The sequence below is a fragment of the Pseudarthrobacter sp. CC12 genome (genome assembly GCF_039907755.1).
GTDB lineage: Bacteria > Actinomycetota > Actinomycetes > Actinomycetales > Micrococcaceae > Arthrobacter > Arthrobacter niigatensis.
On record NZ_JARDJH010000021.1, the window covers coordinates 42,511 to 66,846 of the forward strand.

The 24,336-nt window shown below is 65.4% G+C and carries 27 protein-coding genes; 5 read left to right on the forward strand and 22 right to left on the reverse strand.

All coding sequences use genetic code 11. From position 1 onward, the window contains the following. Positions 1-136: 136 nt before the first annotated feature. The 5 genes from ccsB to PV772_RS14710 are packed head-to-tail and all read right to left on the reverse strand — an operon-like array spanning position 137 to position 5,047. Positions 137-1,225, reverse strand: a complete 1,089-nt coding sequence (gene ccsB, locus PV772_RS14690) for a c-type cytochrome biogenesis protein CcsB (RefSeq protein ID WP_141159439.1) — start codon at positions 1,223-1,225, stop codon at positions 137-139. Then, positions 1,225-2,982, reverse strand: coding sequence for a cytochrome c biogenesis protein ResB (locus PV772_RS14695; RefSeq protein WP_347886628.1), 1,758 nt, complete (start codon positions 2,980-2,982; stop codon positions 1,225-1,227). The genes ccsB and PV772_RS14695 overlap by 1 nt, the downstream gene beginning before the upstream one ends. After that, the gene (locus PV772_RS14700) at positions 2,982-3,737 is read right to left on the reverse strand and encodes a cytochrome c biogenesis protein CcdA (protein ID WP_347886629.1); all 756 of its coding nucleotides are present in this window, start codon (positions 3,735-3,737) and stop codon (positions 2,982-2,984) included. The genes PV772_RS14695 and PV772_RS14700 overlap by 1 nt, the downstream gene beginning before the upstream one ends. Before the next feature lie 15 nt (positions 3,738-3,752). Further along, a complete protein-coding gene (locus PV772_RS14705) occupies positions 3,753-4,313 on the reverse strand; it encodes a TlpA disulfide reductase family protein (protein ID WP_210411397.1) in 561 nt (186 codons plus the stop codon). A 53-nt stretch (positions 4,314-4,366) separates the two neighbouring features. Then, positions 4,367-5,047 (reverse strand): histidine phosphatase family protein, encoded by a 681-nt coding sequence (locus PV772_RS14710; RefSeq protein ID WP_347886630.1) that lies wholly within the window; start codon positions 5,045-5,047, stop codon positions 4,367-4,369. A 215-nt stretch (positions 5,048-5,262) separates the two neighbouring features. Between PV772_RS14710 and PV772_RS14715 the strand changes: the two genes are divergently transcribed. The 3 genes from PV772_RS14715 (at position 5,263) to PV772_RS14725 (ending at position 6,816) form a co-directional block, all read left to right on the forward strand. After that, a complete protein-coding gene (locus PV772_RS14715; RefSeq protein WP_141159435.1) occupies positions 5,263-5,811 on the forward strand; it encodes a YceI family protein in 549 nt (182 codons plus the stop codon). A 94-nt stretch (positions 5,812-5,905) separates the two neighbouring features. Continuing rightward, the gene (locus PV772_RS14720) at positions 5,906-6,037 is read left to right on the forward strand and encodes a hypothetical protein (protein WP_347886631.1); all 132 of its coding nucleotides are present in this window, start codon (positions 5,906-5,908) and stop codon (positions 6,035-6,037) included. Next, complete coding sequence (locus PV772_RS14725) at positions 6,034-6,816, forward strand: hypothetical protein (protein WP_347886632.1); 783 nt, start codon at positions 6,034-6,036, stop codon at positions 6,814-6,816. Before PV772_RS14720 ends, PV772_RS14725 begins: the two co-directional genes overlap by 4 nt. Before the next feature lie 69 nt (positions 6,817-6,885). Here PV772_RS14725 and PV772_RS14730 read toward each other — a convergent pair whose 3' ends face one another. Together PV772_RS14730 and PV772_RS14735 are read right to left on the reverse strand one after the other, a co-directional pair. Beyond that, on the reverse strand, positions 6,886-7,590 hold the full coding sequence (locus PV772_RS14730; RefSeq protein ID WP_141159433.1) for a redox-sensing transcriptional repressor Rex: 705 nt from the start codon (positions 7,588-7,590) through the stop codon (positions 6,886-6,888). A gap of 10 nt (positions 7,591-7,600) precedes the next feature. After that, positions 7,601-7,855, reverse strand: a complete 255-nt coding sequence (locus tag PV772_RS14735; protein WP_347886633.1) for a glutaredoxin family protein — start codon at positions 7,853-7,855, stop codon at positions 7,601-7,603. A gap of 78 nt (positions 7,856-7,933) precedes the next feature. Between PV772_RS14735 and PV772_RS14740 the strand changes: the two genes are divergently transcribed. Next, complete coding sequence (locus PV772_RS14740) at positions 7,934-8,752, forward strand: HAD-IB family hydrolase (RefSeq protein WP_141159431.1); 819 nt, start codon at positions 7,934-7,936, stop codon at positions 8,750-8,752. Positions 8,753-8,812: 60 nt separating this feature from the next. On the opposite strand, the gene PV772_RS14745 is transcribed toward PV772_RS14740, so the two are convergent. The 8 genes from PV772_RS14745 to PV772_RS14780 form a co-directional block, all read right to left on the reverse strand. Next, entirely contained in the window at positions 8,813-8,911 is a 99-nt protein-coding gene (locus PV772_RS14745; RefSeq protein ID WP_003792170.1) for an AURKAIP1/COX24 domain-containing protein, read from the reverse strand. Positions 8,912-9,062: 151 nt separating this feature from the next. After that, on the reverse strand, positions 9,063-9,275 hold the full coding sequence (locus PV772_RS14750) for a helix-turn-helix domain-containing protein (RefSeq protein WP_018761777.1): 213 nt from the start codon (positions 9,273-9,275) through the stop codon (positions 9,063-9,065). Positions 9,276-9,430: 155 nt separating this feature from the next. Continuing rightward, positions 9,431-10,552 carry a 3-deoxy-7-phosphoheptulonate synthase gene (locus tag PV772_RS14755; RefSeq protein WP_141182398.1) on the reverse strand — a complete coding sequence of 374 codons (1,122 nt, stop codon included), beginning with the start codon at positions 10,550-10,552 and terminating at the stop codon, positions 9,431-9,433. Positions 10,553-10,793: 241 nt separating this feature from the next. Beyond that, positions 10,794-11,807 carry an acetylxylan esterase gene (locus PV772_RS14760; protein WP_347886634.1) on the reverse strand — a complete coding sequence of 338 codons (1,014 nt, stop codon included), beginning with the start codon at positions 11,805-11,807 and terminating at the stop codon, positions 10,794-10,796. 2 nt (positions 11,808-11,809) lie between these two features. After that, positions 11,810-13,279: a rhamnulokinase family protein gene (locus tag PV772_RS14765; RefSeq protein WP_347886635.1), complete on the reverse strand. Its 1,470-nt coding sequence runs from the start codon at positions 13,277-13,279 to the stop codon at positions 11,810-11,812. Further along, a complete protein-coding gene (locus PV772_RS14770; RefSeq protein ID WP_347886636.1) occupies positions 13,276-15,312 on the reverse strand; it encodes a bifunctional aldolase/short-chain dehydrogenase in 2,037 nt (678 codons plus the stop codon). Before PV772_RS14770 ends, PV772_RS14765 begins: the two co-directional genes overlap by 4 nt. A 6-nt stretch (positions 15,313-15,318) precedes the next feature. Continuing rightward, on the reverse strand, positions 15,319-16,485 hold the full coding sequence (rhaI, locus tag PV772_RS14775) for an L-rhamnose isomerase (protein WP_347886637.1): 1,167 nt from the start codon (positions 16,483-16,485) through the stop codon (positions 15,319-15,321). Between the two features lie 105 nt (positions 16,486-16,590). Beyond that, complete coding sequence (locus tag PV772_RS14780; RefSeq protein ID WP_347886638.1) at positions 16,591-16,935, reverse strand: L-rhamnose mutarotase; 345 nt, start codon at positions 16,933-16,935, stop codon at positions 16,591-16,593. 151 nt (positions 16,936-17,086) lie between these two features. Between PV772_RS14780 and PV772_RS14785 the strand changes: the two genes are divergently transcribed. Next, positions 17,087-18,103, forward strand: a complete 1,017-nt coding sequence (locus tag PV772_RS14785; RefSeq protein ID WP_347886639.1) for a LacI family DNA-binding transcriptional regulator — start codon at positions 17,087-17,089, stop codon at positions 18,101-18,103. Here the strand turns inward: PV772_RS14785 and PV772_RS14790 are convergent. The 7 genes from PV772_RS14790 to PV772_RS14820 all read right to left on the reverse strand — a co-directional run bounded on the left by PV772_RS14790 (position 18,100) and on the right by PV772_RS14820 (position 24,124). Continuing rightward, positions 18,100-18,477: an STAS/SEC14 domain-containing protein gene (locus PV772_RS14790; RefSeq protein WP_307359626.1), complete on the reverse strand. Its 378-nt coding sequence runs from the start codon at positions 18,475-18,477 to the stop codon at positions 18,100-18,102. The two genes, PV772_RS14785 and PV772_RS14790, sit on opposite strands and share 4 nt — an antisense overlap. 120 nt (positions 18,478-18,597) lie before the next feature. Beyond that, a complete protein-coding gene (locus PV772_RS14795) occupies positions 18,598-19,254 on the reverse strand; it encodes a DUF1961 family protein (RefSeq protein ID WP_347886640.1) in 657 nt (218 codons plus the stop codon). A gap of 15 nt (positions 19,255-19,269) precedes the next feature. Beyond that, entirely contained in the window at positions 19,270-19,962 is a 693-nt protein-coding gene (locus PV772_RS14800) for a rhamnogalacturonan acetylesterase (RefSeq protein ID WP_347886641.1), read from the reverse strand. 3 nt (positions 19,963-19,965) lie between these two features. Beyond that, on the reverse strand, positions 19,966-20,838 hold the full coding sequence (locus PV772_RS14805; protein ID WP_347886642.1) for a carbohydrate ABC transporter permease: 873 nt from the start codon (positions 20,836-20,838) through the stop codon (positions 19,966-19,968). Then, the gene (locus PV772_RS14810; protein ID WP_307359635.1) at positions 20,838-21,812 is read right to left on the reverse strand and encodes an ABC transporter permease subunit; all 975 of its coding nucleotides are present in this window, start codon (positions 21,810-21,812) and stop codon (positions 20,838-20,840) included. Before PV772_RS14810 ends, PV772_RS14805 begins: the two co-directional genes overlap by 1 nt. After that, positions 21,813-23,342, reverse strand: a complete 1,530-nt coding sequence (locus PV772_RS14815) for an extracellular solute-binding protein (protein WP_141159418.1) — start codon at positions 23,340-23,342, stop codon at positions 21,813-21,815. Positions 23,343-23,455: 113 nt separating this feature from the next. Next, positions 23,456-24,124: a DUF624 domain-containing protein gene (locus tag PV772_RS14820; RefSeq protein ID WP_347886643.1), complete on the reverse strand. Its 669-nt coding sequence runs from the start codon at positions 24,122-24,124 to the stop codon at positions 23,456-23,458. Positions 24,125-24,336 lie beyond the last annotated feature (212 nt).

A 24,336-nucleotide genomic window follows, 5' to 3' on the forward strand; every position in this document is an offset into this window, starting at 1 on the left:
TCATCACAGTGAACGTCACCAACGTAGCATTCCGAGGGACCCGGGGACAGCCCTGTTGCTACATCGAATGGTTATTTGGCGGGCAGGTGCCGCGTTGTGCGTGGTTTCCCGGTCGCTGCCGGCCGGGAAGGCCCTCCTAGAGGCCGGAGTAGGAGTGGAGCCCGTTGAACAAGGTGTTCACGATGGTGAAGTTGAAGATCACGCAGAAGTAGCCCACGATCGAGAGCCAGGCGGCGCGGGTACCGGTCCAGCCGCGCGTGGCACGCGCGTGCAGGTATCCGGCGTAGACAACCCAGATCACGAACGTCCACACCTCTTTGGTGTCCCAGCCCCAGAACCGGCCCCAGGCTTTTTCGGCCCAGATGGCACCGAACATGAGGGTGAAGGTCCAGCCAATGAAGGCGATGGCGTTGATCCGGTAGGACAGGTTCTCAAGGCTCAGTGCCGAGGGCACCAGGCGCATGAAACCAAGTTTGTCGGTCCCGCCGGCGGCAACGGTCTTCTGCCGGTGGGACTGGACCAGCTGCAGTGCCGACATCGCGAACGTCAGGGTGAAAAGGGCCGAGGAAAGCACGGCGATGGAAACGTGGATGACCAGCCAGTAGCTCTGCAGGGCGGGAACAAGGTGGCCGACGGGGGTCCAGAAAGCCACCGAGGCGGCCACCATCATGATGATCACCAGGCCCACCACGAAAGTGCCCAGGAAGCGCAGGTCGCGGCGGATGAGCGAGAGCAGGAATACGGCCGCCACCAGGAAGGCGCCGGTGGTGAGGAATTCGTACATGTTGCCCCATGGCACGCGCCCGGCTCCCAGCGCCCTGGTGACCACGCCGGCGGCATGGATCAGGACTGCCAGGGTGGTCAGGGCCACGGCGACCCGCGCCGGAACGCGGCGTTCCGCGGCATACTTCATGTCGCCGCCCGCCGTCACGATGCCATCCGTTCCTGCGCCGCCGGCCTTGGCAGTGGACGACGACGGGCGCTCGGCACGGTCGGCCGGCCCGCTCAGGCGGCCCCCGGCAGATCCCGTGGCAACGCCGGCTCCCACGGGAACCCTGGCGGCGGTCCCGGCCTGGGCTGCCTTGAGGTCCACGGCGCGCAGGGCCTTGCTGCTCTTGGCCAGGTCCCAGGCGAAGGCGATGAAGGCCACCGTATAGGTGCCCGCCGCCAGCAGCATGAAGAGTTCGCTGTACTGGCCCATGGTTTCGTTGATTCCAAATGGCATTACTGGTCCTTTTTGGGCCCGGTGGGGCCTGCTGGGGTGCTGACGGAGCCTGCGACATTATCGCCTGCCCGGCTGGGAGTTTGCTGGGACGGGGCGGCGCCTGCGGAAGCGGTATCCCCAGGGGCCGCCTCGTCAGGCAATTGCCACTCTGCGGTGAAGAGTTTCCGCAGCGCTGCTGCCTCGCCGGCCAGGCGGTGGTCCTCACCGCGGGCCAGGAGCCCGTATTCCACCATGGTGCGGCCGTCGGCGGCGGTGCCGGTGCGTACCCAGACGCGCCGGCGGTTGACGTAGAGCGAGAGGATCAGGCCTGCCACGGCCAGCAGCGCGAAGACAAGGGCGGACAGCTGCCCGGGATTGTGGTGGATGTCCACGCCGATGTACCGCTTGACGCCGTCGAAGCTGATGCTGCCCTTGCCGTCGGGCAGCGTGTAGGTGGAGCCCGGTGCCAGCGTAATGCCGCCGGCAGCCAGGTTCCGGGCGTTAAGCGGGGTCAGGTTCTTGACATCCAGTTCGAAGACGTTCTGCGGGGCACCCTTGTTCAGGCCCAGGTCGCCGTAGTACGAGTTCAGGGTCAGCTGCGGGTTGAACAGCTCGGGGTCGGCGCTGAAGGAGACATTCTTGTCCGTGACGAACGCGGTGGGGAGGAAGAAGCCCACGAAGCCCAGCTGGTCCGGCTGGGCGTCAGGGACCTTGATCACTACGGAGGAGTAGTAGTTCTCGCCCTGCAGCTTTGCGACCACCGGGCCCTGCATGGCCACGTTGCCCGCTCCGTCCCGGATAGTCACCACCGGGGCGTAACCGTTGCCGGTGAGGTAGATGCTGGTGCCTCCCAGGCTCACGGGGTCGTTGACCTTCAGGGTCTCCTGCTTGGGCGGAGCGTCCGGGTTTTCCTTGGTGGTTACCGTGGCGGCAAAGTCGATGGGCTGGCCGAACTTGCCCTTGGATTCACGGTCGAACGTGATGTTGAACTTGTCCAGCTGCAGCGAGTAGGGCTGGAGCTGGCTGGGCTGGAAGTTGGTTCCCGGGTTGAACTGGTCGTAGCCCACCAGGGTGTTCACGAACGTGTCGCCTTCGACCAGGATGCGCTGGCCGCTGTACCCGAACAGGCCGCCGGCTGCCACGGACACCAGCACGCCGATGAGCGAGGTGTGGAAGACCAGGTTGCCCACTTCCTTCATGAAGCCGCGTTCGGCACCCAGGGACGGAAGGGCGCCGTCGGCATCCCTGACCTCCACCCGGTAGCCGCGTTTCCGCAGCACCCGGGCCGCGCCGTTGATGGCGTCCGACGACGGGATGGCAGCACCGGAGGGGATCACCAGGGTGCCGTATTCGGGCAGCCGGGAGAGGCGCTGCGGGGTCCGCGGCGGCTGGGAGCGCATGGCCTTGTAGTGGGCGATGGCGCGGGGTACCACACAGCCGATCAGGGAGATGAACAGCAGCAGGTAGATCGCCGAGAACCAGGCCGAGGAGTAGACGTCGTAGAGCTGCAGGGAGTCCAGCAGCTTGCCGTAGTCAGGGTGGTCCTTGATGTACTGGGTTACCACCGCCGGGTTTGCCGGGCGTTGCGGGAACAGTGATCCCGGGACCGCGGCCACGGCCAGGAGCAGCAGCAGGAACAGCGCGGTGCGCATGCTGGTCAGCTGGGTCCAGGCCCACCGCAGCATGCCCTTGGGTCCCAGGGCCGGAAGGGCGGCCTGGGCTTTCGCCTCTGCCACAGGGGCGGATTGCTTCTTCTTTACGTTCACACGCTCGCTCATCAGATCGGCAACTTCACATCGGTTTGGAACCAGTACTGCAGCCCGGTCACCCAGGCACCCCACACCCCGGTGGCCATCAAAATCCCGAGCACCACCAGGATCCCGCCGCCGGTCCGCTGGATGGCCACGCGGTGCTTCCGGAAGAACGCCATGACGCCCATCCCCCGGCGCAGGGCCAGGGCGATCAGCAGGAACGGGATGCCAAGTCCCAGGCTGTAGACAAAGGCCAGGAAAGCCCCCTTGGCCGCAGAGGATCCGCCGGAGAGGCTGAGCAGCTGCACTGCGGAGTAGGTGGGGCCGATGCACGGGGCCCAGCCCAGGCCGAAGGTCAGGCCCAGCAGTGGCGCTCCCCAGAGCCCGGCGGGCGGCTTGGCGTGGATCTTCGCGTCACGCTGCAGCCAGCTGAAACCGCCCATGAAGACGATCCCCATGATGATGACCAGGACGCCCAGGAGCTGGGTGATCCAGGCATTCTGGCTGCCCGTAATCAGCGTGCCCAGCTGGCCGAATGCACCGCCCAGCAGGACGAAGATCGCGGAGAAGCCCAGGACGAACAACCCAATGCCCGCAAGCATCCGCCCGCGTTTCTGCTTCTGCAGGTCCACGCCGCTCAGGCCGGTCACGTAGCCCAGGTATCCGGGAACCAGGGGAAGGACGCACGGCGAAAGGAAGGACACCAGTCCTGCCAGCAGGGCCACCGGAATGGCGAGCAGGAGGGAGCCGCTGAGGATGGCTTCGGCGAAGGGGCTGTTCACGGTCCCGGCCCGTCCCTATTCCGCCACGGCGGCGGTGATGAGGGCTTTCAGGGTGCCCTTCTCGATTTCCCCGAGGACGCGGGAGGCCACGCGGCCCTGCTTGTCCAGCACCAGCGTGGTGGGTACGGCGCCGGGCGGGACCAGGCCCGACACGGAGAGCAGGACGCTGCCGTCCTTGTCGTCAAAGCTGGGGTAGGTCAGGTTGAAGGTCTTCTCGAACGCTTCGGCCGTGGGCTTCTCGTCCCGGAGGTTGACGCCGAAGAACTGCACGCCCTGGTCCTTGAACTCCTGGTGCAGCTCCTCCAGGAGCGGCGCCTCCACGCGGCACGGCGCGCAGGCGGCGAACCAGAAGTTCAGGACGCTGACCTTGCCCTGGAAGTCTGCGGGGGTCACGGCGGCGCCGCTGAAAAGCGCTCCCTGGATCTGCACGGCTTCCTTGCGGTCCCCGGCGGCGAACTCGGTTACGGAGCCGTCGCCGGCAACATAGTTCTTGTTGTCGCCGGCCTTGGCCTGCTTGGCCAGGGCATCCTCCTGTGCGCAGCCGGACAGGCCAAGGGTCAGCGCGGTCAGGGCCATGCCGCCTGCCGAGAGCAGGCTCCGGCGCGAGGGAAGGTTGTTGTTGCTCACTGCTAGGCTCCAGGGGTGCTGGCGGCACCGGGAAGAAGGGACGCCGCAGGCTCGCTGTACTCGACCCGCAAAAGCGAGCCGTCGTCGTCGAAAACCAGGGACGTAAGGGATGTCAGGGTGCACTCGCGCTTGCGCGGGTCGTGCCACAGCGGCCGGCCCTCCGCGCTCAGCCGTGCCGCCCAGATTGGAAGCTGGTGGCTGACGAGGATGGCCTCGGGGCCAGCGGCACCAAAGTCGCCGCCGGCCAGTTCGATGGCGCGCAGCCGTGCGTCCTGCACCGCAGCCGCCACTCTTGCCGCCTGCTCCTTGTACGGTTCGCCCCACGACGGGCGCAGCGGGTTGACCAGGCGAGGCCAGTGCTTTGGCCGGCGGAGTTCAGCCCTGGTGACCTTCATGCCCTCAAAGTAGTTTTCCGCTTCGATGATGCGCTGGTCGGTGTGGATCTGCAGGCGCAGCGCTTCCGACGTCGGCCGCGCGGTTTCCTGCGCACGGTCAAGCGGTGAGGCGGCCAGGTAGGTAATCCGGGCGCCGCGCTCGGCGCGCTGCCGGAAGTGCTCGGCCAGGGTCCGGGCCATCTCCTGCCCCAGCTCGGAGAGGTGGAATTCCGGGAGCCGTCCGTAGAGAACGCCGTCGGGATTGTGGACCTCGCCGTGGCGGAGCAGATGGACAGTGGCTTGGGGCATGTTTACCAGTTTCTCAAAGATGGCGTGCGATCCGAAATCTCCGGGACGCGCTTTCTACAAAGAGTAGAACTTAAGTTTCTGAAGAAATGTTCCGAAAGCGGGAACAAAACATGCAAACGCATGTTTATACTGGATGCAGCAAGATAGTTGAGGCTTCAACCGATGAAGATTCAACCGCAGGACCACAGCAGGCATTCACACCAAGGAGCAACATCATGGCACTTCCCGCAGACGTCACCACCGGCACCTGGACCCTCGACAACTCCCACAGCGAGATCGGCTTCACCGTCCGGCACGCCGGCATCAGCAAGGTCCGCGGCCAGTTCAAGGAAGCCGAGGCCACCCTGAGCCTCGCCGAGAACGTGGCCGACTCCAAGGTCAACGCCACCATCAAGACCGCCAGCTTCGACTCCGGCGACGCCAACCGCGACGGCCACGTCCGCGGCGAAGACTTCTTCGACGTCGAGAAGTTTCCGGAGATCTCCTTCGTTTCCAACGCGATCGTCCCCAAGGGCGACGCCTACGAGCTCCAGGGCGACCTCACCATCAAGGGTGTCACCCGCCCCGTGGCCCTCGAGACCGAGCTCCACGGCGTGGCCGTCGATCCGTTCGGCAACACCCGCGCCGGCCTGACCGCCGAGACCACCATCAGCCGCAAGGACTTCGGCCTTACCTGGAACGCCGTCCTCGAAGCCGGCGGCGTCCTGGTCAGCGACAAGGTTGCCATCAACCTGGAGCTTGCCTTCATCGCCCCCGCAGCATAACTTCCCCATCCGGGGCACCCCGGCACCAGGCCTTTCCCGGCCCGGCGCCGGGGTGCGCTGTTTAAAGGCGCCGTTCCAGGTCACAGTTCTGCGCGTGAATACCGCCCGCATCACCCACATCCCCGCCGCCGGGGGTACGGTGGAGCTAAGCCATGCTGGGGGGAAGGCTGAGGACCGAATCCCGGCAGCCCACCCGGATCCCGACCTGCAGAAGGAACGCCCATGAGTACTCCTCCCGTCCCGCCTCCCGCGCCCCAAGACCCCTATTCCGGCAATGCCCAGTCCGGCAGCCAGCAGCCCGGACCCGAGCAGCCGCGCTACGGCCAAAACGCGCCCCAGTACGGCCAGAACGCACCGCAGTACGGCCAGAACCAGCCCCAATACGGCTCGCAGCCCCCGGCAGCACCGCAGTACGGCCAGAATGCGCCGCAGTACGGTTCCCAATATGGCCAGAATGCTCCCCAGTACGGGCAGTCGCCGTATGGCCAGTCCCCGTACGGCCAATACCCCTCGGAGCAGCCCCAGCCGGCGGGAAGCAACGGCATCCCGCAACTGGTGAACATCTCGTTCTGGCTGCTGATCGCGTCCGCCGTGATCTTTGTCGTTTCCGTGCTCGCCGGCCTCACCCAGCTCGATGACCCACAGTTCCGTCAGGCTTTTGAGCAGCAGGTGAAAGCCAGCGGAGCGGCCGTTACGTATGACGACATCAAGAGCGTCATCGCCGGCACGCTGGTGGTCTTCGCGATCATCGGCGTCGCGCTCTACCTGCTGGTGGCGTTCTTTGTCCGCAAGGGCAAAAACTGGGCACGCATCCTCGGAACCGTGTTTGCAGCGCTCTCCGTTTTGGGCCTGTTCGGGGTCCCCACCTTCGGAACGCTCGGGACGGTCCTGGGCATCGCCGCCATTGTCCTGCTCTACCTCCCGGCCGCTGCCCCGTACTTCCGGAAACAGCAGCCGTTCGCCAACCCCTATTCCGGCGGTTTCGGCAACCCTTACGGGCGGTAACGCCTACGGCAGAACGCAGCGGTGGCCCGGGATGTCCAGCATCCCGGGCCACCGCTTTTAAACCGGGGCTCAGGCCGGCTGTCCCGGCGCCTGCGCTCGTTGGGCGTGATAGGCCAGGATCTGGAGCTCGGTGGCCATGTCCACTTTGCGGAGGTTCACTCCTTCAGGGACCTGCAGCATGACGGGAGCGAAGCTGAGCACGCTGTGCACACCGGCCGCCACCACCCGGTCGCAGATGCCCTGGGCCACCGCCGCGGGAAGTGCCAGCACCACCATGTTGGCCCCGGTGCGGTGGAGGACGGTCTCGAGGTCTGCCACGTCGCTGACCCGCAGCCAGCCCACCTCGTTGCCCACCACCATCTGGTCCGCGTCGAAAATGGCCACCACGTCGAAGCCCCGCGATTCGAAGCCGCCGTAGCGTGCCAGTGCTTTGCCCAGGTTTCCGGCTCCGACGATGGCCACTTTCCAGTCATGGGTCAGCCCCAGGGCCGCAGCGATGTGGCGGCTCAGGTACTGCACCTCATAGCCCACTCCCCTGGTCCCGTAGGACCCCACATGGGACAGGTCCTTGCGCAGCGTGGAGGAACTGACGCCGGAGGCTTCCGCGAGCGATTCCGACGAAACACGCTCAACCCCCTCGGCCAGCAACGTATTCAGGGCACGCAGGTATAGCGTCAACCGGGCCACGGCGGCGGGAGGAATCTGCTTGGCCGGTGAGCCCGCGGCATCCGGCACGTCCGGCACAGGCTGGGGGGTTGAATCCAAGGACGTCATTCGCATCCCCCTACTTGGCCATGGCGCGCCGCAGGACGCGTTCCAGCCGGGCTTCGTCGATTTTCCAAAAGTCGCGCTGCACCCCGTCCACCAGGACCACGGGAATCTCTTCTGCGTAGCGCTCGCGCAGTTCGGGCTGGTTGTCCACCAGCTCTTCGCTCCATTCAAGGCCCAACGCGGAAGTGACCCGGCCGACGGCGTCGCGCGCCTCTTCGCAGAGGTGGCACTCAGCTTTGGTGACCAGGACGACGCGGGGGGTGGCCATGGCTTAACGGTATCGCCGTTCGCGCCGTGCAGTTGACGCCGACCGCGCCGGCCATGTGGATTGACTAGACTCAAGTCCATGCCCGAGGAGAAATACGTTGCCGTCGTTACACGGCCGGTTGCTGCCCCGCAGCCCGGTGAGGCGGCGTTTTTCGACGTGGACAATACCTTGATGCGCGGTGCCAGCCTCTTCCATGTGGCCCGCAAGATGCACCAGCGGGGGGCGTTTACGCTCACTGAGGCTGCCGGGTTCGCGTGGAAGCAGTTCAAGTTCGTGGCGCGCGGGGAAAACATCGACGACGTCCATGCGGTCCGCGATTCGGCCCTGACCCTCGCCGCCGGCATCACCGTTGACGACATCAAGGCGCTGGGCGAAGAGGTCTACGACGAGATGATCGCGTCGCGGATCTGGCCAGGTGCCAAGGCGTTGGCTGAACAGCACCTCCGGGTGGGCCGCCGCGTCTGGCTGGTAACGGCCACGCCCATCGAAGTGGCCACGGTGATCTCCACCCGGCTGGGGCTGACGGGGGCCTTGGGCACGGTGGGGGAAGTGTCGGACGGTATGTACACCGGACGCCTGGTGGGAGACATCCTCCACGGTTCGGCCAAGGCGGTAGCCGTGCAGGCCATCGCGGACCAGGAGGACCTGGACCTCAAGCGCTGCTGGGCGTACAGCGATTCCTACAACGACGTTCCGCTGCTCTCGCTGGTAGGCCACCCGGTTGCCATCAACCCGGACGCCAAGCTCCGCCGCCACGCCCGCGACCGGAACTGGCCGGTCTACGATTTCCGCGCCGGCCGCCGCGCCGCCACCCTTGGCCTCAAGGCAGCAACCTTCGGCGGCGCCATCTACGGCCTCTGGAAAGGCTTCGCCCGCATCCGCGGCCCCCGGGCGTAGCCAAAAAAATGCCCGCCGCCTTGGAGGGCGACGGGCATCTTCACGCTGTTCGAAGTATTGCTACTTCTTGTTGCGGCGCTGGTGACGAGTCTTGCGAAGCAGCTTGCGGTGCTTCTTCTTGGCCATACGCTTGCGACGCTTCTTGATAACTGAACCCACGAAAGTTCCTTACAAACTAGATGCAGTACCTGCCTGATGGGAAATGTCCGTGGACAAAGCTACGAACTGAACAACTGACAGATTCTTACAATGACGTAAAACGTTCCTTAACAGGGTACCGCTTATCGGGAGCGGCTCAGGACAGGCCGCCTCAGGCGGTCTCGCTGTGGCCGTCCACAACAGCGCCCTTAAGGTACTGTTCGACGGCGTTTTCGGGGACCCGGTAGGAGCGGCCGAAGCGCACCGCGGGCATTTCGCCGGAGTGGACCAGGCGGTAAACAGTCATTTTGGAGACGCGCATGACCTCGGCCACTTCAGCCACGGTCAGGAACTTCGCGTTGGAGAAGTTCTGTTCTGCCGACATTTCCCTATTTTCCTTTGCTGACGGATGGACAACAGTGACCCCAGGTACGTGCCAATGCGGTGTTCCGATGCTGAGCCATCCACCAACCACCTAAGAAGATACTCTAGATGTTCATGTGGCAGATGTGAAAGTAGTGGCCTCCCCTATTTCGCCCCCTAATTCTGCTGCCGCCGCTTCCGCGCCGACGCTGCCAGCTGCTCCAGGACCGAAGCCGAGACATCCCAGTCCATGCAGGCGTCCGTCACGCTCTGGCCGTAGACCAGCGTGGAGCGCCCCGCCGCGTGCTCTGCAACATCCAGGTTCTGGGCTCCGCCCACCAGAAAGCTTTCCAGCATGACGCCGGCAACGGCCCGGGCTGCCACTCCCCCCTCTTCAAGCTGGGCACCGATCTCCAGCGCGACCTCCGCCTGCCGGTGGTGGCTCTTGCCGCTGTTGGCGTGGCTGGCGTCAACGATCAGGCGGGGATTGAGCCCCTTGCCTGCCAATTCGGTGGAGGCCCGTTCCACGTCGGCCGCGGAGTAGTTGGGCCCCTTCCGGCCGCCGCGGAGGATGACGTGGGTGTCGGGGTTTCCTGCCGTTGCCACCAGCGCTGCCCGGCCCTCGCCGTCGATCCCCAGGAACGCCTGCGCCGCCGCGGCGGCACCGCAGGCATCGATGGCAACCTGCAGGCCGCCGTCGGTCCCGTTCTTGAACCCGATGGGCATGGAAAGCCCGGACGCCAGCTGCCGGTGGATCTGGCTCTCCGTGGTACGCGCACCGATGGCGCCCCACGAGATCAGGTCAGCCATGTACTGGGGGCTGATCGGTTCCAGGAATTCAGTGGCGGTGGGCAGACCCAGCGCGGTGACCTGCTGCAGGAACTGCCGGGCCGTGCGGAGGCCGGTGACCATGTCGTGGCTGCCGTCCAGCCGGGGATCGTTGATCAGGCCCTTCCAGCCCACCGTGGTACGCGGCTTCTCGAAGTAGGTCCGCATGACAATCAGCAGGTCTTCCTTGTGCTTCTCGGCCTGGCTGACCAGCCGCCGCGCGTACTCGAGGCCGGCCTTGGGGTCGTGGATGGAGCAGGGGCCTACGATGACCAGCAGGCGGTCGTCCACGCCGTCCATGATGGCGCGCACCTCATCGCGGCCGCGTTCGACGACGGCAGCGGCCCGGGCGTCCAGTGGCAGTTTGGTGAGGAGTGCCGACGGGGTGGGCAGCGGGGTGAATTCGCTGACGCGCAGGTTCGAGGTGGACTTGGTGTCGCTGGCCGGGGCTGCTGCTGTTGCGGTGCTCATGTTCGGGGTCCTGTTCCAGATGGGAAGCGGGCCCGGATTTCAGAACCCGCCGGAGAAACGGCGAAGGGCAGAGAATGATCTCTGCCCTGTTGGCTCTGAAGGAAGTTGGATGCGTGTCAGTTAGACGCGGGCTCCTCCAGAGCCAACGAAAAATACGCATACCAACGGTTAGTCATGGGAAAGACCATAAGCCCGGCCGCCCGCCGCCGCAAAATCCGTGTCCGTCACATTCCCGCGCCGCCTACCCCAGCAGCTTGCGCAGGAACTGCAGCTGCCGGATCCAGTGGTGTTCCTGGCCGCCTTCGTGGTTGTTGAACCGGTACACCTCCATCTCCTTACCGGGATTGCCGCCCGATGCTGCCGCTGATCCATAGGCGTTGAAGCTGGCGAAAACCGTCGACGGCGGGCAGATGTCGTCCATCTGGGCAGCGGAGTACAGCGCCGGAACGGAGGCCCAGGCGGCCAAATTGACGCCGTCGAAATAGTTGAGGACCTCCATGGCGGCGTCGTACCGGTCCCGGTGCCGGGCGAGGAACTGGGCGATCTCCGGGTACGGGCCGCGCGGGGTGATGTCGATGGCGCGGGGGAAGTCCTGGAGGAAGGGGACGTCGGGCAGCGCGGCGATGACGCCGTCGAGCCGTCCCGCGGTGAGCCCCGCCGTGGCCACCACCAGGCCGCCACCCTGGCTGACACCGGCCAGCACCACTTTGGCAGGATCGACGGCGGGGTGGGCCTGGGCGGCCTCCACCGCGCGGAAGGCGTCCACGTAGACACGGCGGTAGTAGTAATCCTCCCGGCTCGAGATGCCCCTCGTCATCAGGCCAGCATGCGCCACGTCGCCCGCGGACGGATGCGGATCAGCCGTATCACCCACCAGGCCGCCGTACCCCTGGCCGCGGGTGTCCATAATGAAGTGCGCGTACCCGGCCTGCGCCCAGCGCGTGTCCTGGTTGACCAGGCCACGGCCGCCGGAATAGCCAATGTAGGTCACTACCACCGGCAGCCGGGCGCCTGCCTCCCGGTTGGCCGGCAGGTGCAGCCAACCTTTGATGGGCGCGCCGCCAAAGCCGGAGAACGTGGCGTCGAAGGTGTCGATCACGGTCAGGTAGTTCTCCACCGGTTCGAAAGTGGCGTCCAGTGGATACGCCCGCGCTTCCCCCACCGTGGCATCCCAAAACGCCTGGAGGTCCCCCGGTGGCGTGACCCCGGAGGTATAGCTGCGCAGCTGGGCGAGGGGGAGGTCGAAAAGGGGCATTCCTAATTCACGCATCCCTGGCGCGCAGCGACAAGTGGTTGGTACCGGTCCAGGCTGGTCCCGGTGGCGACGATCCGGCGGAGCTCGGCCAGTCCGCCGGCAATGGCCCCGGCGGCCCGGGCCTGGACCAGCACGTTGCCCAGGGCGGTGGCTTCGACCGGCCCGGCGACGACGGGACGTCCGGTGGCGTTGGCCGTGAGCTGGCAAAGCAGGGCGTTCTGGGAGCCGCCGCCCACCACGTGCACCACGTCCACGGAACGGCCGGCGAGGCGTTCCGCAGCAGTGATGGTCCTGGCGTAGCCGGCCGCAAGGCTGTCCATGATGCAGCGGGTGATGGCTGCCGGTTCGCTGGACAGGACATCGCCGGTGCGCCGGACTGCCGCACGGATGCGCTCCGGCATGTTGTCCGGGGCGATGAAGTACGGATCGTCGGCGTTGATCTGGGGGCCGCCGGCGGGCAAAGCGGCGGCCGCGGCCAGCAGGGCCGTGAGGTCGGGTTTGAACCCTTCCGATGCCCAGGTGCGCTGGCATTCGCTCAGCAGCCACAGTCCGCCCACGTTCCGCAGGTAGCGGGTGGTGCCGTCCACGCCGCGTTCATTGGTGAAGTTCGCTTCCCGGCTGGCCTCGGTCAGGACCGGATGTTTCAGTTCCAGCCCCACCAGCGACCACGTGCCTGAGGAGATGTAGGCAAAGTTTTCGCCCTGTGCGGGGACTGCGGCGACGGCGGACGCGGTGTCGTGGGAGCCGACGGCCACAACTTTCGTGTCCTGCGGAAGCCCCACCTGCGCGGCGATCTCCGGCAGCAGGGTGCCGACAGTTTCACCGGGCTGGATCAGGGGCGGGAACAGGTCCTTCCGCAAGCCCAGCGCCGTGAAGAATTCGGTGGCCCACTCCCCTGCCACGGCGTCGAACAGCCCGGTGGTGGAGGCGTTGGTGGCCTCGGTCCGCCGCACGCCGGTGAGCCGGAAGGCGATCAGGTCCGGGATGAGGAGTGCCTGCAGCCCGTCCAGGCCGCGTTCGGTGGCCAGCTGGTAGATGGTGTTGAACTGCAGGAACTGCAGCCCCGTGGTCTGGTACAGCCGGCTCGGGTCGAGCTTGGCATGCACGGGCGCGACGGCGGCCCGGCTGCGGTCGTCCCGGTAGCTGAAGGGCTGGGCCACGAGCTCGCCGGCCTTGTTGACCAGTCCGTAGTCCACTGCCCAGGTGTCGATGCCAATACTGGCAATCGCTTCGCCCTGCGCCGAGGCCACGGTGGCCGCGGCCCGAAGGCCGGCAAGGACTTCCGTGAACAGGGCGTCGAAGTCCCAGCGGAGGCCGCCGTCGTGCTCCACCACGCCGTTGGGAAAGCGGTGGACGGTCTGCAGCGATATTCCGCTCCCGCTGGCGCGGCCAAGGATCACGCGGCCGGAGGAGGCGCCGATGTCGACGGCGGCGAACACGCCGCCGTCGACACCGTTCGAAGACGTGCTCACCGGAGGAAGGCCGCCGCCACCCCGGCGTCCACGGGGATGTGCAGGCCGGTGGTGTGGGACAGTTCGTTGCTGGTGAGCACGGCGGCGGCGTTGGCCACGTGCTCGGGCAGGACCTCGCGCTTGAGAAGGGTGCGCTGGGCGTAGTATTCGCCCAGTTTCTCCTCGTCCACGCCGTAGACCGCGGCGCGTTTGGCGCCCCAGCCGCCGGCGAAGATCCCGGAGCCGCGGACCACGCCGTCGGGGTTGATGCCGTTGACGCGGATGCCGTGCTCGCCCAGTTCAGCCGCGAGGAGCCGCACCTGGTGGGCCTGGTCTGCCTTGGTGGCGGAGTAGGCGATGTTGTTGGGGCCGGCGAACACGGAGTTCTTGGAGGAGATGTAGATGATGTCCCCGCCCATGCCCTGGGCGATCATCACCTTCGCGGCTGCCTTGGCCACCAGGAACGAGCCCTTGGCCATGACGTTGTGCTGCAGGTCCCAGTCCTTTTCGGTGGTTTCCAGCAGCGGCTTGGAAATGGACAGGCCAGCGTTGTTGACCACCAGGTCCACGCCGCCGAACGCCAGGACGGCGGCGTCGATCGCGGCGGCGACCTGTGCTTCGTCGGTAACGTCCGCCTGGACACCGATGGCGACGTCGGCACCGCCCAGTTCCTCGGCGACCTTTTGTGCATTTTCAAGGTTCAGGTCGGCAATGACGACGCACGCGCCGTCGGACGCCAACCGCGTGGCGATGGCCTTGCCGATGCCGGATGCCGCGCCGGTCACCAGCGCGATGCGGGTGGCGTGCGACTTGGGCTTGGGCATGCGGGCCAGCTTGGCTTCCTCCAGTGCCCAGTACTCGATCCGGAACTTCTCGGATTCCTCGATGGGTGCGTAGGTGGAGATGGCCTCGGCGCCGCGCATGACGTTGATGGCGTTGACGTAGAACTCGCCGGCAACCCGGGCGGTCTGCTTGTTCGCCCCGAAGGAGAACATGCCCACGCCGGGGACCAGCACGATCGCAGGGTCCGCGCCGCGCAGGGCAGGGCTGTCAGCATCTGCGTGGCGGTCGTAGTAGGCCTGGTAGTCCTCCCGATAGTCCGCATGCAGCTCGTGCAGCCGGGCGATCGAGTCCTCCACACTGGCGTCCGCGGGCAGGTCCAGGATCAGTGGCTTGACCTTGGTGCGCAGGAAGTGGTCCGGGCAGGAGGTGCCCAGGGCGCCCAGGCGCGGGTGTTCGGCGGCTTCGAGGAAGTCCAGGACGACGGCGTCATCGCTGAAGTGCCCCAGCTGCGGCTTGTCCGTGGAGGCCAGGCCGCGGATCACCGGTGCCAGGGCGGCGGCTTTGGCGCGGCGCTCGGCCTCGGGAAGGGCTGCGTACCCGGGCAGCTTGGGGCCGAAGGGTTCGGCCTTGCCGTTCTCCGCGATGTACTTTTCGGCCTGGTCGATGATCCACAGGGAGTGGGCTTCGGCTTCTTCGCTGGTGGCGCCCCATGCGGTGATGCCGTGGCCGCCCAGGATGGTGCCGACTGCCTGCGGGTTGGCGTCCTTGATCGCGGCGATGTCCAGGCCCAGCTGGAACCCCGGACGGCGCCACGGCACCCACACCACCTTGTCACCGAAAATCTTGGTGGTGAGCGCTTCACCGTCCACCGCCGTCGCAATCGCGATGCCTGAGTCCGGGTGCAGGTGGTCAACGTGCGCGGCGTCCACCAGGCCATGCATCGCGGTGTCGATCGAGGGAGCGGCACCGCCCTTGCCGTGCAGGCAGTAATCGAACGCGGCAACCATCTCGTCCTCACGCTCGACGCCGGGGTAGACGTTCTTCAGCGCGTTCAGCCGGTCCAGCCGCAGCACCGCAAGGTTCGGCTCCTTAAGCGTGCCCAGGTCGCCGCCGGAACCCTTGACCCAGAGCAGTTCCACGTCCAGGCCCGTCACCGGGTCCGTTTCGATGCCCTTGGCCGAGGTGTTCCCGCCGGCGAAGTTGGTGTTCCGCTTGTCCGCACCCAAACGGTTTGAACGCGAAATCAGGTCTTCAACAGTCTTGTTGCTCATGGCTGGTTATGCGCCCCATCCGGCTTGCTGGCCGCCTGCGCGGTCCTCGTTGATCTGTTTCTGGTATCCGCTGGCCTTGTAGGCAGCCATCGGGTCCGCGGGCAGGCCGCGGGATTCACGCCATTCGGCCAGAAGGGGCCGGACGTCGGTATAGAAGGCATCGTTGAAAATGCCGTTCGCTGCCAGGACATCGCCCGCCCGCTGCGCTTCACCCAGCGCTGCGGTGTCCACCAGCAGCGCCCGCAACGTCATTTCCTGGACGTTGAGGACCGAGCGGATCTGTCCCGGGATTTTTTCCTCCAGGTTGTGGCACTGGTCCAGCATGAGGGCCACACCGGAGTCCTTGCCGAACCCGCCGCCGCGGATCACCTCGTGCATGATCCGGAAGAGCTGGAACGGATCGGCGGCACCCACGATCAGGTCGTCGTCGGCGTAGAAGCGCGAGTTGAAGTCGAAGGATCCCAGCTTGCCCAGGCGGAGCAGCTGCATCACGATGAACTCGATGTTGGTGCCGGGGGCATGGTGCCCGGTGTCCAGGCAGACAAACGCCTTCTCCCCCAGGGCCAGGGTCTGTGCGTAGGAGGTGCCCCAGTCCGGGACATCGGTGTGGTAGAAAGCCGGCTCAAAGAACTTGTACTCCAGCACCAGCCGCTGCTCCTCCCCCAGGGCCGCATAGATCTCCTGCAGGGACTCGGCCAGCCGGTCCTGCCGGCCGCGGATATCGTCCTGGCCCGGGTAGTTGGTGCCGTCCGCCAGCCAGACCTTCAAGTCCTTCGAACCCGTGGCGTGCATGATCTGGATGCAGTCCAGGTGGTGGTCGATGGCCCGGCGGCGGACCGACTCGTTGGAGGAGGTCAGTGAACCGAATTTGTACTCGTCATCCTGGAACGTGTTGGAGTTGATGGTTCCCAGGCCTACGCCCAGTCCCGCCGCGTACTCCTTCAAAGCGGCGTAATCGTCCACCTTGTCCCAGGGGATGTGGAGGGCCACGGTGGGGGCCAGGCCGGTCAGCTCATGGACCTTGGCGGCATCGGCCAGCTTTTCCTGGACCGTGCGCGGCGTGCCGGGCGTACCGAACACCTTGAACCGCGTGCCTGAATTTCCATACGCCCACGAGGGGACCTCGATGGCAAGCTCCCCGAGCCTGCCCAGCGCCGTTGCTACGTCATTCATGTTGATTCTCTCCGGTGGTGAGCGTGTGTCTGCTGCGTTTGGTTGATGCCCCGCTGCTGGAGCGTGCCTGTTGTCTTGGGTGGCCGGATCCCGGCCTCCGGCCGGTCAGCCTGCGGAGGGTGGTGCCGCGAGTTGGCTGTCCAGGTTGAAGACTTCCGCCAGCACCTGGAACGCCTCGTCGGGCGCCTGGCCGGAATCCTCGAAGAGGGTTGCCATCTCTGCCTGCCAACGGGCGTTGACGTCCGTCAGCGCCATGCGGGCACGGGCCGCGTCAAAGTCGTCGCACTCCACGTATCCCACCAGGAGCCCGTCCTCTCCGAGGAACAGGGAGTAGTTGTGCCAGCCCGCTTCCTTGAGCGCGTGCAGCATCTCCGGCCACACCGCGGCATGCCGGCGCCGGTATTCATCGATCAGCTGCGGCTGGACCGAAGAACGGAAACACACCCTCATCGGTGCCCCTTTCAAAACGCAAATAATTTTTGAATCGTTTCATTGGTACGATTCAAAGTACTCTTGGATTTGAGCAGGTGTCAAGCAATGGCAGAAATTATGATTTGCCGCAGGGATCTTCCCGGCGGGGGCATGTCAGCACGGAGAACCGATGAACCGCACAGCCAGTATCAAGGACGTGGCCACCCACGCGGGCGTGGCCGTTGGCACCGTGTCCAATGTCCTCAACTACCCCGACCGGGTGTCGGACAGGACCAAGGAGCGGGTCCTGTCCGCCATCGACGAACTTGGGTTTGTCCGCAATGACGCCGCGCGCCAGCTTCGCGTGGGGCACAGCCGCACCATCGGACTTATCGTCCTGGACGTAGGCAACCCGTTCTTTACCTCCGTTGTCCGCGCTGCGGAAGACGCCGCAGCGCTGCAGGGCAGCGCCGTCCTGCTGGGTGACAGCGGCCACAACGCAGGCCGGGAAGCGAACTACATCGACCTCTTCCAGGAGCAGCGTGTGCAGGGGCTGCTGATTTCGCCCGTGGGCGATGTGACGGACAGGCTGGATCTCCTCCGCGAGCGCGGCGTCCCCACGGTGCTGGTGGACCGGCTGGCCGACGAGTCCAAGTTCAGCTCAGTTGCCGTGGACGATGACGCCGGCGGATACCTGGCTGCAAGGCACCTGCTGGACACCGGCCGCCGTCGGCTCGCCTTTGTTGGCGGCTCCACCTCCATCCGCCAGGTGGCCGACCGCCTGCAGGGGGCCCGCCGGGCCGTCAAGGAGGAACCGGACGCCACGCTGGAAGTCCTGGACGCGGAGGGGCAGACCGTCCTGGCCGGCCGCAGCGTGGGAGACATGCTGGTGGCGCGGGGCCGGGCGGAGCTGCCGGACGGGATCTTCTGCGCCAACGACCTCCTGGCCCTGGGCGTCATGCAGTCGCTCACCATGACGCATACGTTCCGCATTCCCGGGGACGTGGCGCTGATCGGCTATGACGACATCGACTTTGCGGCCTCTGCCGTGGTTCCCCTGTCCTCCATCCGCCAGCCCACCCAGCTGCTGGGCAGGACAGCCATCGAACTGCTGTCCGAAGAGGTGGAGTCCCAGAATCCAGTCCACCGTTCCGTGGTGTTCACGCCGGAACTGGTGGTCCGGCAAAGCACGGCCGCCGCTGGTTAGTTCACCGCCGGCTGCAGCCATTTCAGCGACTCGCTCCGCGATGTGAAGAAGCGCGTGGGGCATGGCGGAACATGGACGCCAAGGAAGAAGTTGGCGATTATCCGGTCTACCGGGCTTGTCCCCAGCAGGGCGATCCGGTTGGCCGCGCACGGAATGGAGAACACTGAGCGGGCCTGGATGCTGACATTTTCGGTGGTGGCCATGTCCACGAGCATCGGGTAGTTGCCGTCCCCCGCTATCCGGTTCACCGCGGCCATCGCCGCCTGCGCATCCTCGACTTCGATGCGGACCTTGGGCTCCCAGATGAGGTGGATGACCCCGTCAGCGCGCAGCTCCACTGTGCCTTTGCCGCCGTCGACCACTACGGGCTCCATACCCCGCCTCCCTCCAGTAGGCAGTTCCTGAACCCCTCCATCTTGCCCCACACGGAAGGTGGGAGCCCACCGCCCCACCGGCAAGGCCAATGTCACTGGAACCGCCAACCGGACGGTCGCCTAGAGCCTCTCCACCACCAGGTTCCGGTAGGCCGCCCGGAGCGGCGCCATCTGGCGGAAACCGATACGGCCGCCGCCAAGCACTTCGTCCGACCGGTCACGCCACTCAAAGAGCAGCAGGCCGTTGATGGAAAACCCCACCAGCGGCCCGTCCTTCACCAACTCCAGGCGGTAGAAATCCGTAGCATCCTCCGTGGGCGGCAACGGATCCGCGCCCTGCGCCACCAGTTCGAAGCCCGCACTCTTACGCAGGTTGACAGTTCGGAACGCCCGCTCGGACGGGAACTTGTGCCGGAAATAGGAGACGTGCAGGGCGTCGATGTCCCCCGAGTGGTACTGGGGGTAGTAGCCCGTCCGGGGCGCGAGTGCGGGACTGAACAAGTCCAGCCCGCCCTGGCCGGCGGCCGCGAAGAACAGCATGGCCAGGCCGGGCTCCGCTAGCGGCAGGAACTCCCAGCTGATGCGGATCCGGTCCGGGAATTCTTCCGGGCACCAGAACGTCCAGTGCGCGTGGTCGCCGAACTCGCCGTCATCCAGCGTGCCGGACAGCTCCAGGGCACCGTTGTGGCTGCCCAGGCTAAGCGGCCCTTCCGCCACCCAACCGGCCACGTCATCCGGTCCTGCCAGCGGGTTGCGGTAGGGGATGCCCGTCTCCAAGCCCGTCGTGCCCACCTAGCCGCGTCCCGCCGTCGCACTTAACAATTTGGTGCCGGCCACGCCGTAGCCCATGCCCGCCAGCTGGCGTGCCACCTCCGCCGCCACCAGTGCGGCACCCTGCTGCGCGAAATGCGTGTCGTCGGCCAGCCCCGCGGGCCAGGACGCATGCTCCCCCGGCGCGAAGTGGCAGAAGAGCTCCCGGCTCCCCTCCCGCCCCAGCCGACCATAAAGGCGCCGGGTCCAGGCGTTCAGGTCAATCACCGGAACCCCAAGCTCCGGGCCCAGTTCGCGGACCACCTCCGGATAGTCCTCAAGGCTCTCCTCAAGAACGTCCGACGACGGCGCGTCCAGGAAGTGCCGGCGCTCCACCGATGTGCACAGCACCGGCGCCGCACCCACGCCATGCACCTCCCCCACCATGGTGCGCAGGTTCGCCGCGTAGCCCGTACGGGCGGCAAGATGCAGCTTCTTCTGGTCGTTGTGGCCGAACTGGATGAGCGCCGCGTCCCCTGGGCCCGCCAAGGCGAGCAGGTCCGCCCAGAGTCCCTCGTCGCGGAAGGATTCCGTGCTTGCCCCGCCTTTGGCGAAGTTATGCACCGATCCCCACCGGTAGGTATGCGGGGGAAGCTGTGCTCCCCAACCACTCATGGGGAACTCTTGGGTGGGGCAATCGGCCACGGTGGAGTCTCCGGCCAGCAGGATTTTCATGGGTCACCCTTTCACGGATCCGATGAGCATGCCCTTGGCGAAGTGCTTTTGCAGGAATGGGTAGAAGATGAGTATGGGCAGGGTGGCCACCACGATCACGGCGAACTTGATGCCCTGTTCCGGCGGGATGTAGTTGGGATCAACGTTGCCAGTGCCCAGCAGGTCCGAGGCCGCCGTGACCTGCCGCAGGTACATCTGCAGGGTCCATTTGGAGTTGTCGCTCAGGTACAGCAGGGGCGACATGAAGTCGTTCCAGATGCCCACCGCATAGAACAGCGCGAACGTGGCCAGGACCGGTTTGGACAGCGGCAGGAGGATCCGCCACAGGATTCCGATCTCGGTGGCGCCGTCCATCTTGGCGGACTCTTCAAGTTCGGCCGGCAGTTCCTGGAAGAAGTTCTTGATAATGATCAGGCTGAATGGATTGATGGCCGCCGGCAGGATCAGGGCCCAATAGGAGTTGAGCAAGCCCAGGTCCTTGACCAGCAGGAAGGTGGGGATCATGCCGCCGGAGAAGACCATGGCGAAAACCACCAGGGACAGGATCACGTTCCTGCCCCGCAGGCTCTTCTTGGCCAATGGGTAGGCCATGGTCACGGTGAAGGCCAGCTGGACCAGGGTGCCCACCGCGGTGACCAGGATGGTGGTGACCAATGCCCGGACGAACGCCGGGGTGGCGAAGATGTACTCATAGGAGCCCAGGGTGAACTGTTCCGGCCAGACGAAGAATGCCCGGCGGGTGATCTCCGCTTCGGTGGCGAACGAGCCCGCGAAGACGTAGACGAACGGCAGCAGCGTGACGATGCCGAACAAGGACAGGAAGAGGTAGTTGGCGGCGTCAAAGATCCGGCCGCCGCGGGTGTTGTGGATCTTCATTAGAACAGTCCGCTCTGGTTGAAACGCTTGGCCAGCCAGTTGGTGCCGAAGATCAGCACGATGCCCACCACGGATTTGAAGAGCCCCACGGCGGTGGAATAGCTGTAGGCGCCCTGGGTGATGCCCACGAAGTAGACGTAGGTGTCAAAGACGTCCGCCACCTCGCGGTTCAGGGCGTTGGTCATCAGGTAGATCTGTTCGAAGCCGGTGTTGAGCATCTGCCCGATGGCCAGGATCAGCATCACGATGATCGTGGAGCGGATCGCCGGCAGGGTGATGTGCCAGACGCGGCGGAACCGGCCGGCACCGTCGATGATCGCGGCCTCGTACTGGTCCTGGTCCACGGTGGAAAGGGCGGCCAGGAAGATGATGGTGCCCCAGCCGGTGTTCTTCCAGATCTCCTGGAGCACGATCAGGGGGCGGAACCAGGCCGGGTCGCTCAGGAAATCGATATGCGTGCCCATGGTGTTGTTCAGGAACTGGAACAACGGGCCGATGTCCAGGGCGAACAGCAGGAAGCTCAGCGAGGCCACGATGGTCCAGGACAGGAAGTGCGGGATGTACACCAGGGTCTGGACCGTGCGCTTGAGGACGGACAGGCGTACCTCATTGAGCAGCAAGGCCAGGACGATGGTCAGCGGGAACGCGATGCCCAGGTTAAGAAAAGCCAGAATCAGGGTGTTGCCCAACAGCCGCGGGAAGTCCGGGTTGGCAAAGAAATCCGTGAAGTTCTGCACTCCCACCCAGGGGCTGCCGTTCACCCCCAGGAACGGGACGTAATCCTTGAACGCGATGGATACGCCATACATGGGGGCGTACCGGAACACCGCGAAGTACACCACGCCGGGCACCAGCAGCAGGTAGAGCCACTTGTAGTGAGCGAAGTGGACGGAGAACCTGCCCCCTTTCCGGGGAGCGGGCGGGGTCTTGCCCGCCCGCTCCCCGGCGAGGGTGTCAATGACAGGGGCTGCCATTTACTTGTTGTCCTGCCAGAGCTTGTTGATTTCTTCCTTGACCTTGTCGCCGCCGCTGGTGTCCCAGAGCTTGATGGCGTCCTTCAGGCCCTGCTCATCGATCTGGCCGGCAAGGTATTTGATCCGGGCGTCGGCCACGATGTTGTCCAGTTGGGCGCCCTTGGCCACGTAGGTGGCGGAAACGTAGGGCGCCGCCGGGTTGTAGACGGCGCTCTTGAGGTCCTCAGCCATCACGTCCGTGCGCTTGTCGAAGACCTGCTGTTCATAGTCGCTGGGCTGCTTGACGGGGTAGAACTGGTTTCCGGCAACGTTCATGCCCAGCTGGGCGTAGCTCTTGATGTCGGTGCTGACGGCCTTTCCTTCCGGGGTTTCCGGTTTGACGGTGGCCGCCTTGCCGTCCTGCACCGTGAAGTTCACGTTCTCGATGCCGTTGTTGAGCAGCACAGCGACGTCCTTGCCGTTCATGGTGTTCAGAAACTCCAGGACCTTGTCCAGTTCGGCCTCGCTCCTCACGCTGGCCTTCGGGATTGCAAGGAAGCCTGAATAGCCGTCGGTGGGGTGGGCGTGCAGCTTCCCGTCGGGGCCAACCAGGTTCCCGACAAAGCCCACTTTGTTCTGGAAGTTGTTGGGGTCTGCCTGCTTGAAGAGGTTGACCAGGACGCTCACGCGGGAATCGACGTCGACAATCATGCCGCCCTTGCCGTTGAAGAACGGCTCGTTCCATTTGGTGGGGTCAAAGGTGGCGAAGTCAGGGTTGATGAGCTTTTCGTCCACCATCTTCTTGATGAACCTGTCGGCCTGGAGGAACTCGTCGGTTTCGAAGCTGGGAACCAGCTTCCCGTCCCGCTCGGTCCACCGGTTTCCGGCGCCGAACCATTCCTCGATCACGTCGTAGGGGCTGTTGGTTCCCAGTGCACCCCATTTGGGAATGGTGATGCCCCAGGTGTCGTTGATGCCGTTGCCGTCCGGGTCCTGTTCGGTGAAGGCCTTTGCCACCTTGTACAGGTCCTCCACGGTCTTGGGCGCCTGCAGGCCCAGCTTGTCCAGCCAGTCCTGCCGGAACATCACGGCGGTGCGCATGGGAGAGCGTTCACGGAACAGGCCGTAGACCTTTCCGTTGACGCTCGAGTTCTTCTGGATGTCCGGGAAGGTGGTTTTGAGGTTGGGGTATTTGTCGAGTTTGTCCGTGAGGTCCCAGAATGCACCTGCCTGGGCATTCTTGACGAACCCGGGGCTCTTGGTCTGGATCACCATGACCTGCGGGATATCGGATCCCGCAAGCGTGATGTTGGTCTTGTCCTCGTAGGAAGCGTTGGGTGCCCAGTTGATCTTGACCTGCTTGCCGGTGAGCTCCTCCAGCTTCTTCTGGACCGCGCCGTCTGACGCCGGCGGCTGGGCTTCCAGGAACGGGGCCATGATGGACACCGAGGTGAGGTCCGCGGCCGGGGCGTTCCCACTGCTGCACGCCGTGAGGGACAGTGCAGTGGCGGTGACGACGGCGGCGGCCAGGGTCAGTTTCCGATGGATCATGTTTCTTCCTTTTCCACTTCATTGGGGTTTGGGTTCGCTGGACCCGCGATTGATACGTTTCATTTGCGCTCCGCGCACGGATACATGGAGGCATCCGCCGCCCGAGGGGGTTGTCAGGCGGTCGACGCCCCCGGGAGGGCCCCGCCCGCGGCAGTTCCACCAGCTATCGCTACGGACTGGTCATTGGCCGTGAAGAACCGGTCACACAACCAGCCCGTGAGGTAGAGCCAGGCTCCGATACTGAAGAACGGAACCAGCCCCGGTATCCAGCTGCTGGCATAAACCACTGCTGCGGAAACAAAGAGCAGGATGACCGTTCCGGCCAGGTGCCGCACGGCGAACCGGGATGACATCAGCAGGTACTGCGGCAGCGGCAGCTCATACCGGGCATACAGGGGGAACAGGTAGCAGACTGCGCCCGCCAGGAAGATTGCCGCGACAAGGACTGCCGCCGCCGTGGACTGGGCAAAGATTCCGCCACTTCCCGCAAAATAGTTCCAGTTCAGGAGAAGCGCCGCCGTGACGGCCATGACCGGAACCGACAGGAGGTTGGCCCTGGCGAAGTTCCGGAAGTAGGCGGACGTGAACCCGCGAAGCAAGGGGGCACCATCCCCTGCGACCCTCCTTCGGACCACGATCTGCGCGGCGGCGGTGGCCGGGCCGGCACCAAGGACGCCGGCCCCCACCAGAGTGAAAGCGATCCACAGCAGGTTCAGGCCTGCCACCCACAAAAGCGTGTCGAAAAATGCGTAGGCACGCGCACTGAAGGTTCCGGACAGCATGGCACGGCTCCCTTCTGTTCTTCATGGTTGCAGGGGCGGATCCCAATGGTTGCAGGGGCGGAATCCCGCCCGTCCGCGTCACCCCAGTAATCGGTTTCTCGAAAATCTAGACCCAGACCGCCTGCTGGTCAAGTGAAGTTTTGAATCGTTACACAAAGCGATCACCCACGTCCTGCCGCCTTGCGGCGACAGGGGGAAAGCGCTTCCCCTTG

Excerpts from the sequence above, each read along its gene's own strand:
- PV772_RS14815 (WP_141159418.1), bottom strand. The coding sequence starts at position 23,342 with ATGATCCATCGGAAACTGACCCTGGCCGCCGCCGTCGTCACCGCCACT.
- PV772_RS14705 (WP_210411397.1), bottom strand. The coding sequence starts at position 4,313 with ATGGCCCTGACCGCGCTGACCCTTGGCCTGTCCGGCTGCGCACAGGAG.
- PV772_RS14785 (WP_347886639.1), top strand. The coding sequence starts at position 17,087 with ATGAACCGCACAGCCAGTATCAAGGACGTGGCCACCCACGCGGGCGTG.
- PV772_RS14715 (WP_141159435.1), top strand. The coding sequence starts at position 5,263 with ATGGCACTTCCCGCAGACGTCACCACCGGCACCTGGACCCTCGACAAC.
- PV772_RS14810 (WP_307359635.1), bottom strand. The coding sequence starts at position 21,812 with ATGGCAGCCCCTGTCATTGACACCCTCGCCGGGGAGCGGGCGGGCAAG.
- PV772_RS14735 (WP_347886633.1), bottom strand. The coding sequence starts at position 7,855 with ATGGCCACCCCCCGCGTCGTCCTGGTCACCAAAGCTGAGTGCCACCTC.
- PV772_RS14760 (WP_347886634.1), bottom strand. The coding sequence starts at position 11,807 with ATGCCCCTTTTCGACCTCCCCCTCGCCCAGCTGCGCAGCTATACCTCC.
- PV772_RS14820 (WP_347886643.1), bottom strand. The coding sequence starts at position 24,124 with ATGCTGTCCGGAACCTTCAGTGCGCGTGCCTACGCATTTTTCGACACG.
- PV772_RS14805 (WP_347886642.1), bottom strand. The coding sequence starts at position 20,838 with ATGAAGATCCACAACACCCGCGGCGGCCGGATCTTTGACGCCGCCAAC.
- PV772_RS14800 (WP_347886641.1), bottom strand. The coding sequence starts at position 19,962 with ATGAAAATCCTGCTGGCCGGAGACTCCACCGTGGCCGATTGCCCCACC.
- ccsB (WP_141159439.1), bottom strand. The coding sequence starts at position 1,225 with ATGCCATTTGGAATCAACGAAACCATGGGCCAGTACAGCGAACTCTTC.
- rhaI (WP_347886637.1), bottom strand. The coding sequence starts at position 16,485 with ATGAATGACGTAGCAACGGCGCTGGGCAGGCTCGGGGAGCTTGCCATC.
- PV772_RS14790 (WP_307359626.1), bottom strand. The coding sequence starts at position 18,477 with ATGGAGCCCGTAGTGGTCGACGGCGGCAAAGGCACAGTGGAGCTGCGC.
- PV772_RS14710 (WP_347886630.1), bottom strand. The coding sequence starts at position 5,047 with ATGCCCCAAGCCACTGTCCATCTGCTCCGCCACGGCGAGGTCCACAAT.
- PV772_RS14750 (WP_018761777.1), bottom strand. The coding sequence starts at position 9,275 with ATGTCGGCAGAACAGAACTTCTCCAACGCGAAGTTCCTGACCGTGGCT.
- PV772_RS14740 (WP_141159431.1), top strand. The coding sequence starts at position 7,934 with ATGCCCGAGGAGAAATACGTTGCCGTCGTTACACGGCCGGTTGCTGCC.
- PV772_RS14695 (WP_347886628.1), bottom strand. The coding sequence starts at position 2,982 with ATGAGCGAGCGTGTGAACGTAAAGAAGAAGCAATCCGCCCCTGTGGCA.
- PV772_RS14780 (WP_347886638.1), bottom strand. The coding sequence starts at position 16,935 with ATGAGGGTGTGTTTCCGTTCTTCGGTCCAGCCGCAGCTGATCGATGAA.
- PV772_RS14725 (WP_347886632.1), top strand. The coding sequence starts at position 6,034 with ATGAGTACTCCTCCCGTCCCGCCTCCCGCGCCCCAAGACCCCTATTCC.
- PV772_RS14755 (WP_141182398.1), bottom strand. The coding sequence starts at position 10,552 with ATGAGCACCGCAACAGCAGCAGCCCCGGCCAGCGACACCAAGTCCACC.
- PV772_RS14730 (WP_141159433.1), bottom strand. The coding sequence starts at position 7,590 with ATGACGTCCTTGGATTCAACCCCCCAGCCTGTGCCGGACGTGCCGGAT.
- PV772_RS14770 (WP_347886636.1), bottom strand. The coding sequence starts at position 15,312 with ATGAGCAACAAGACTGTTGAAGACCTGATTTCGCGTTCAAACCGTTTG.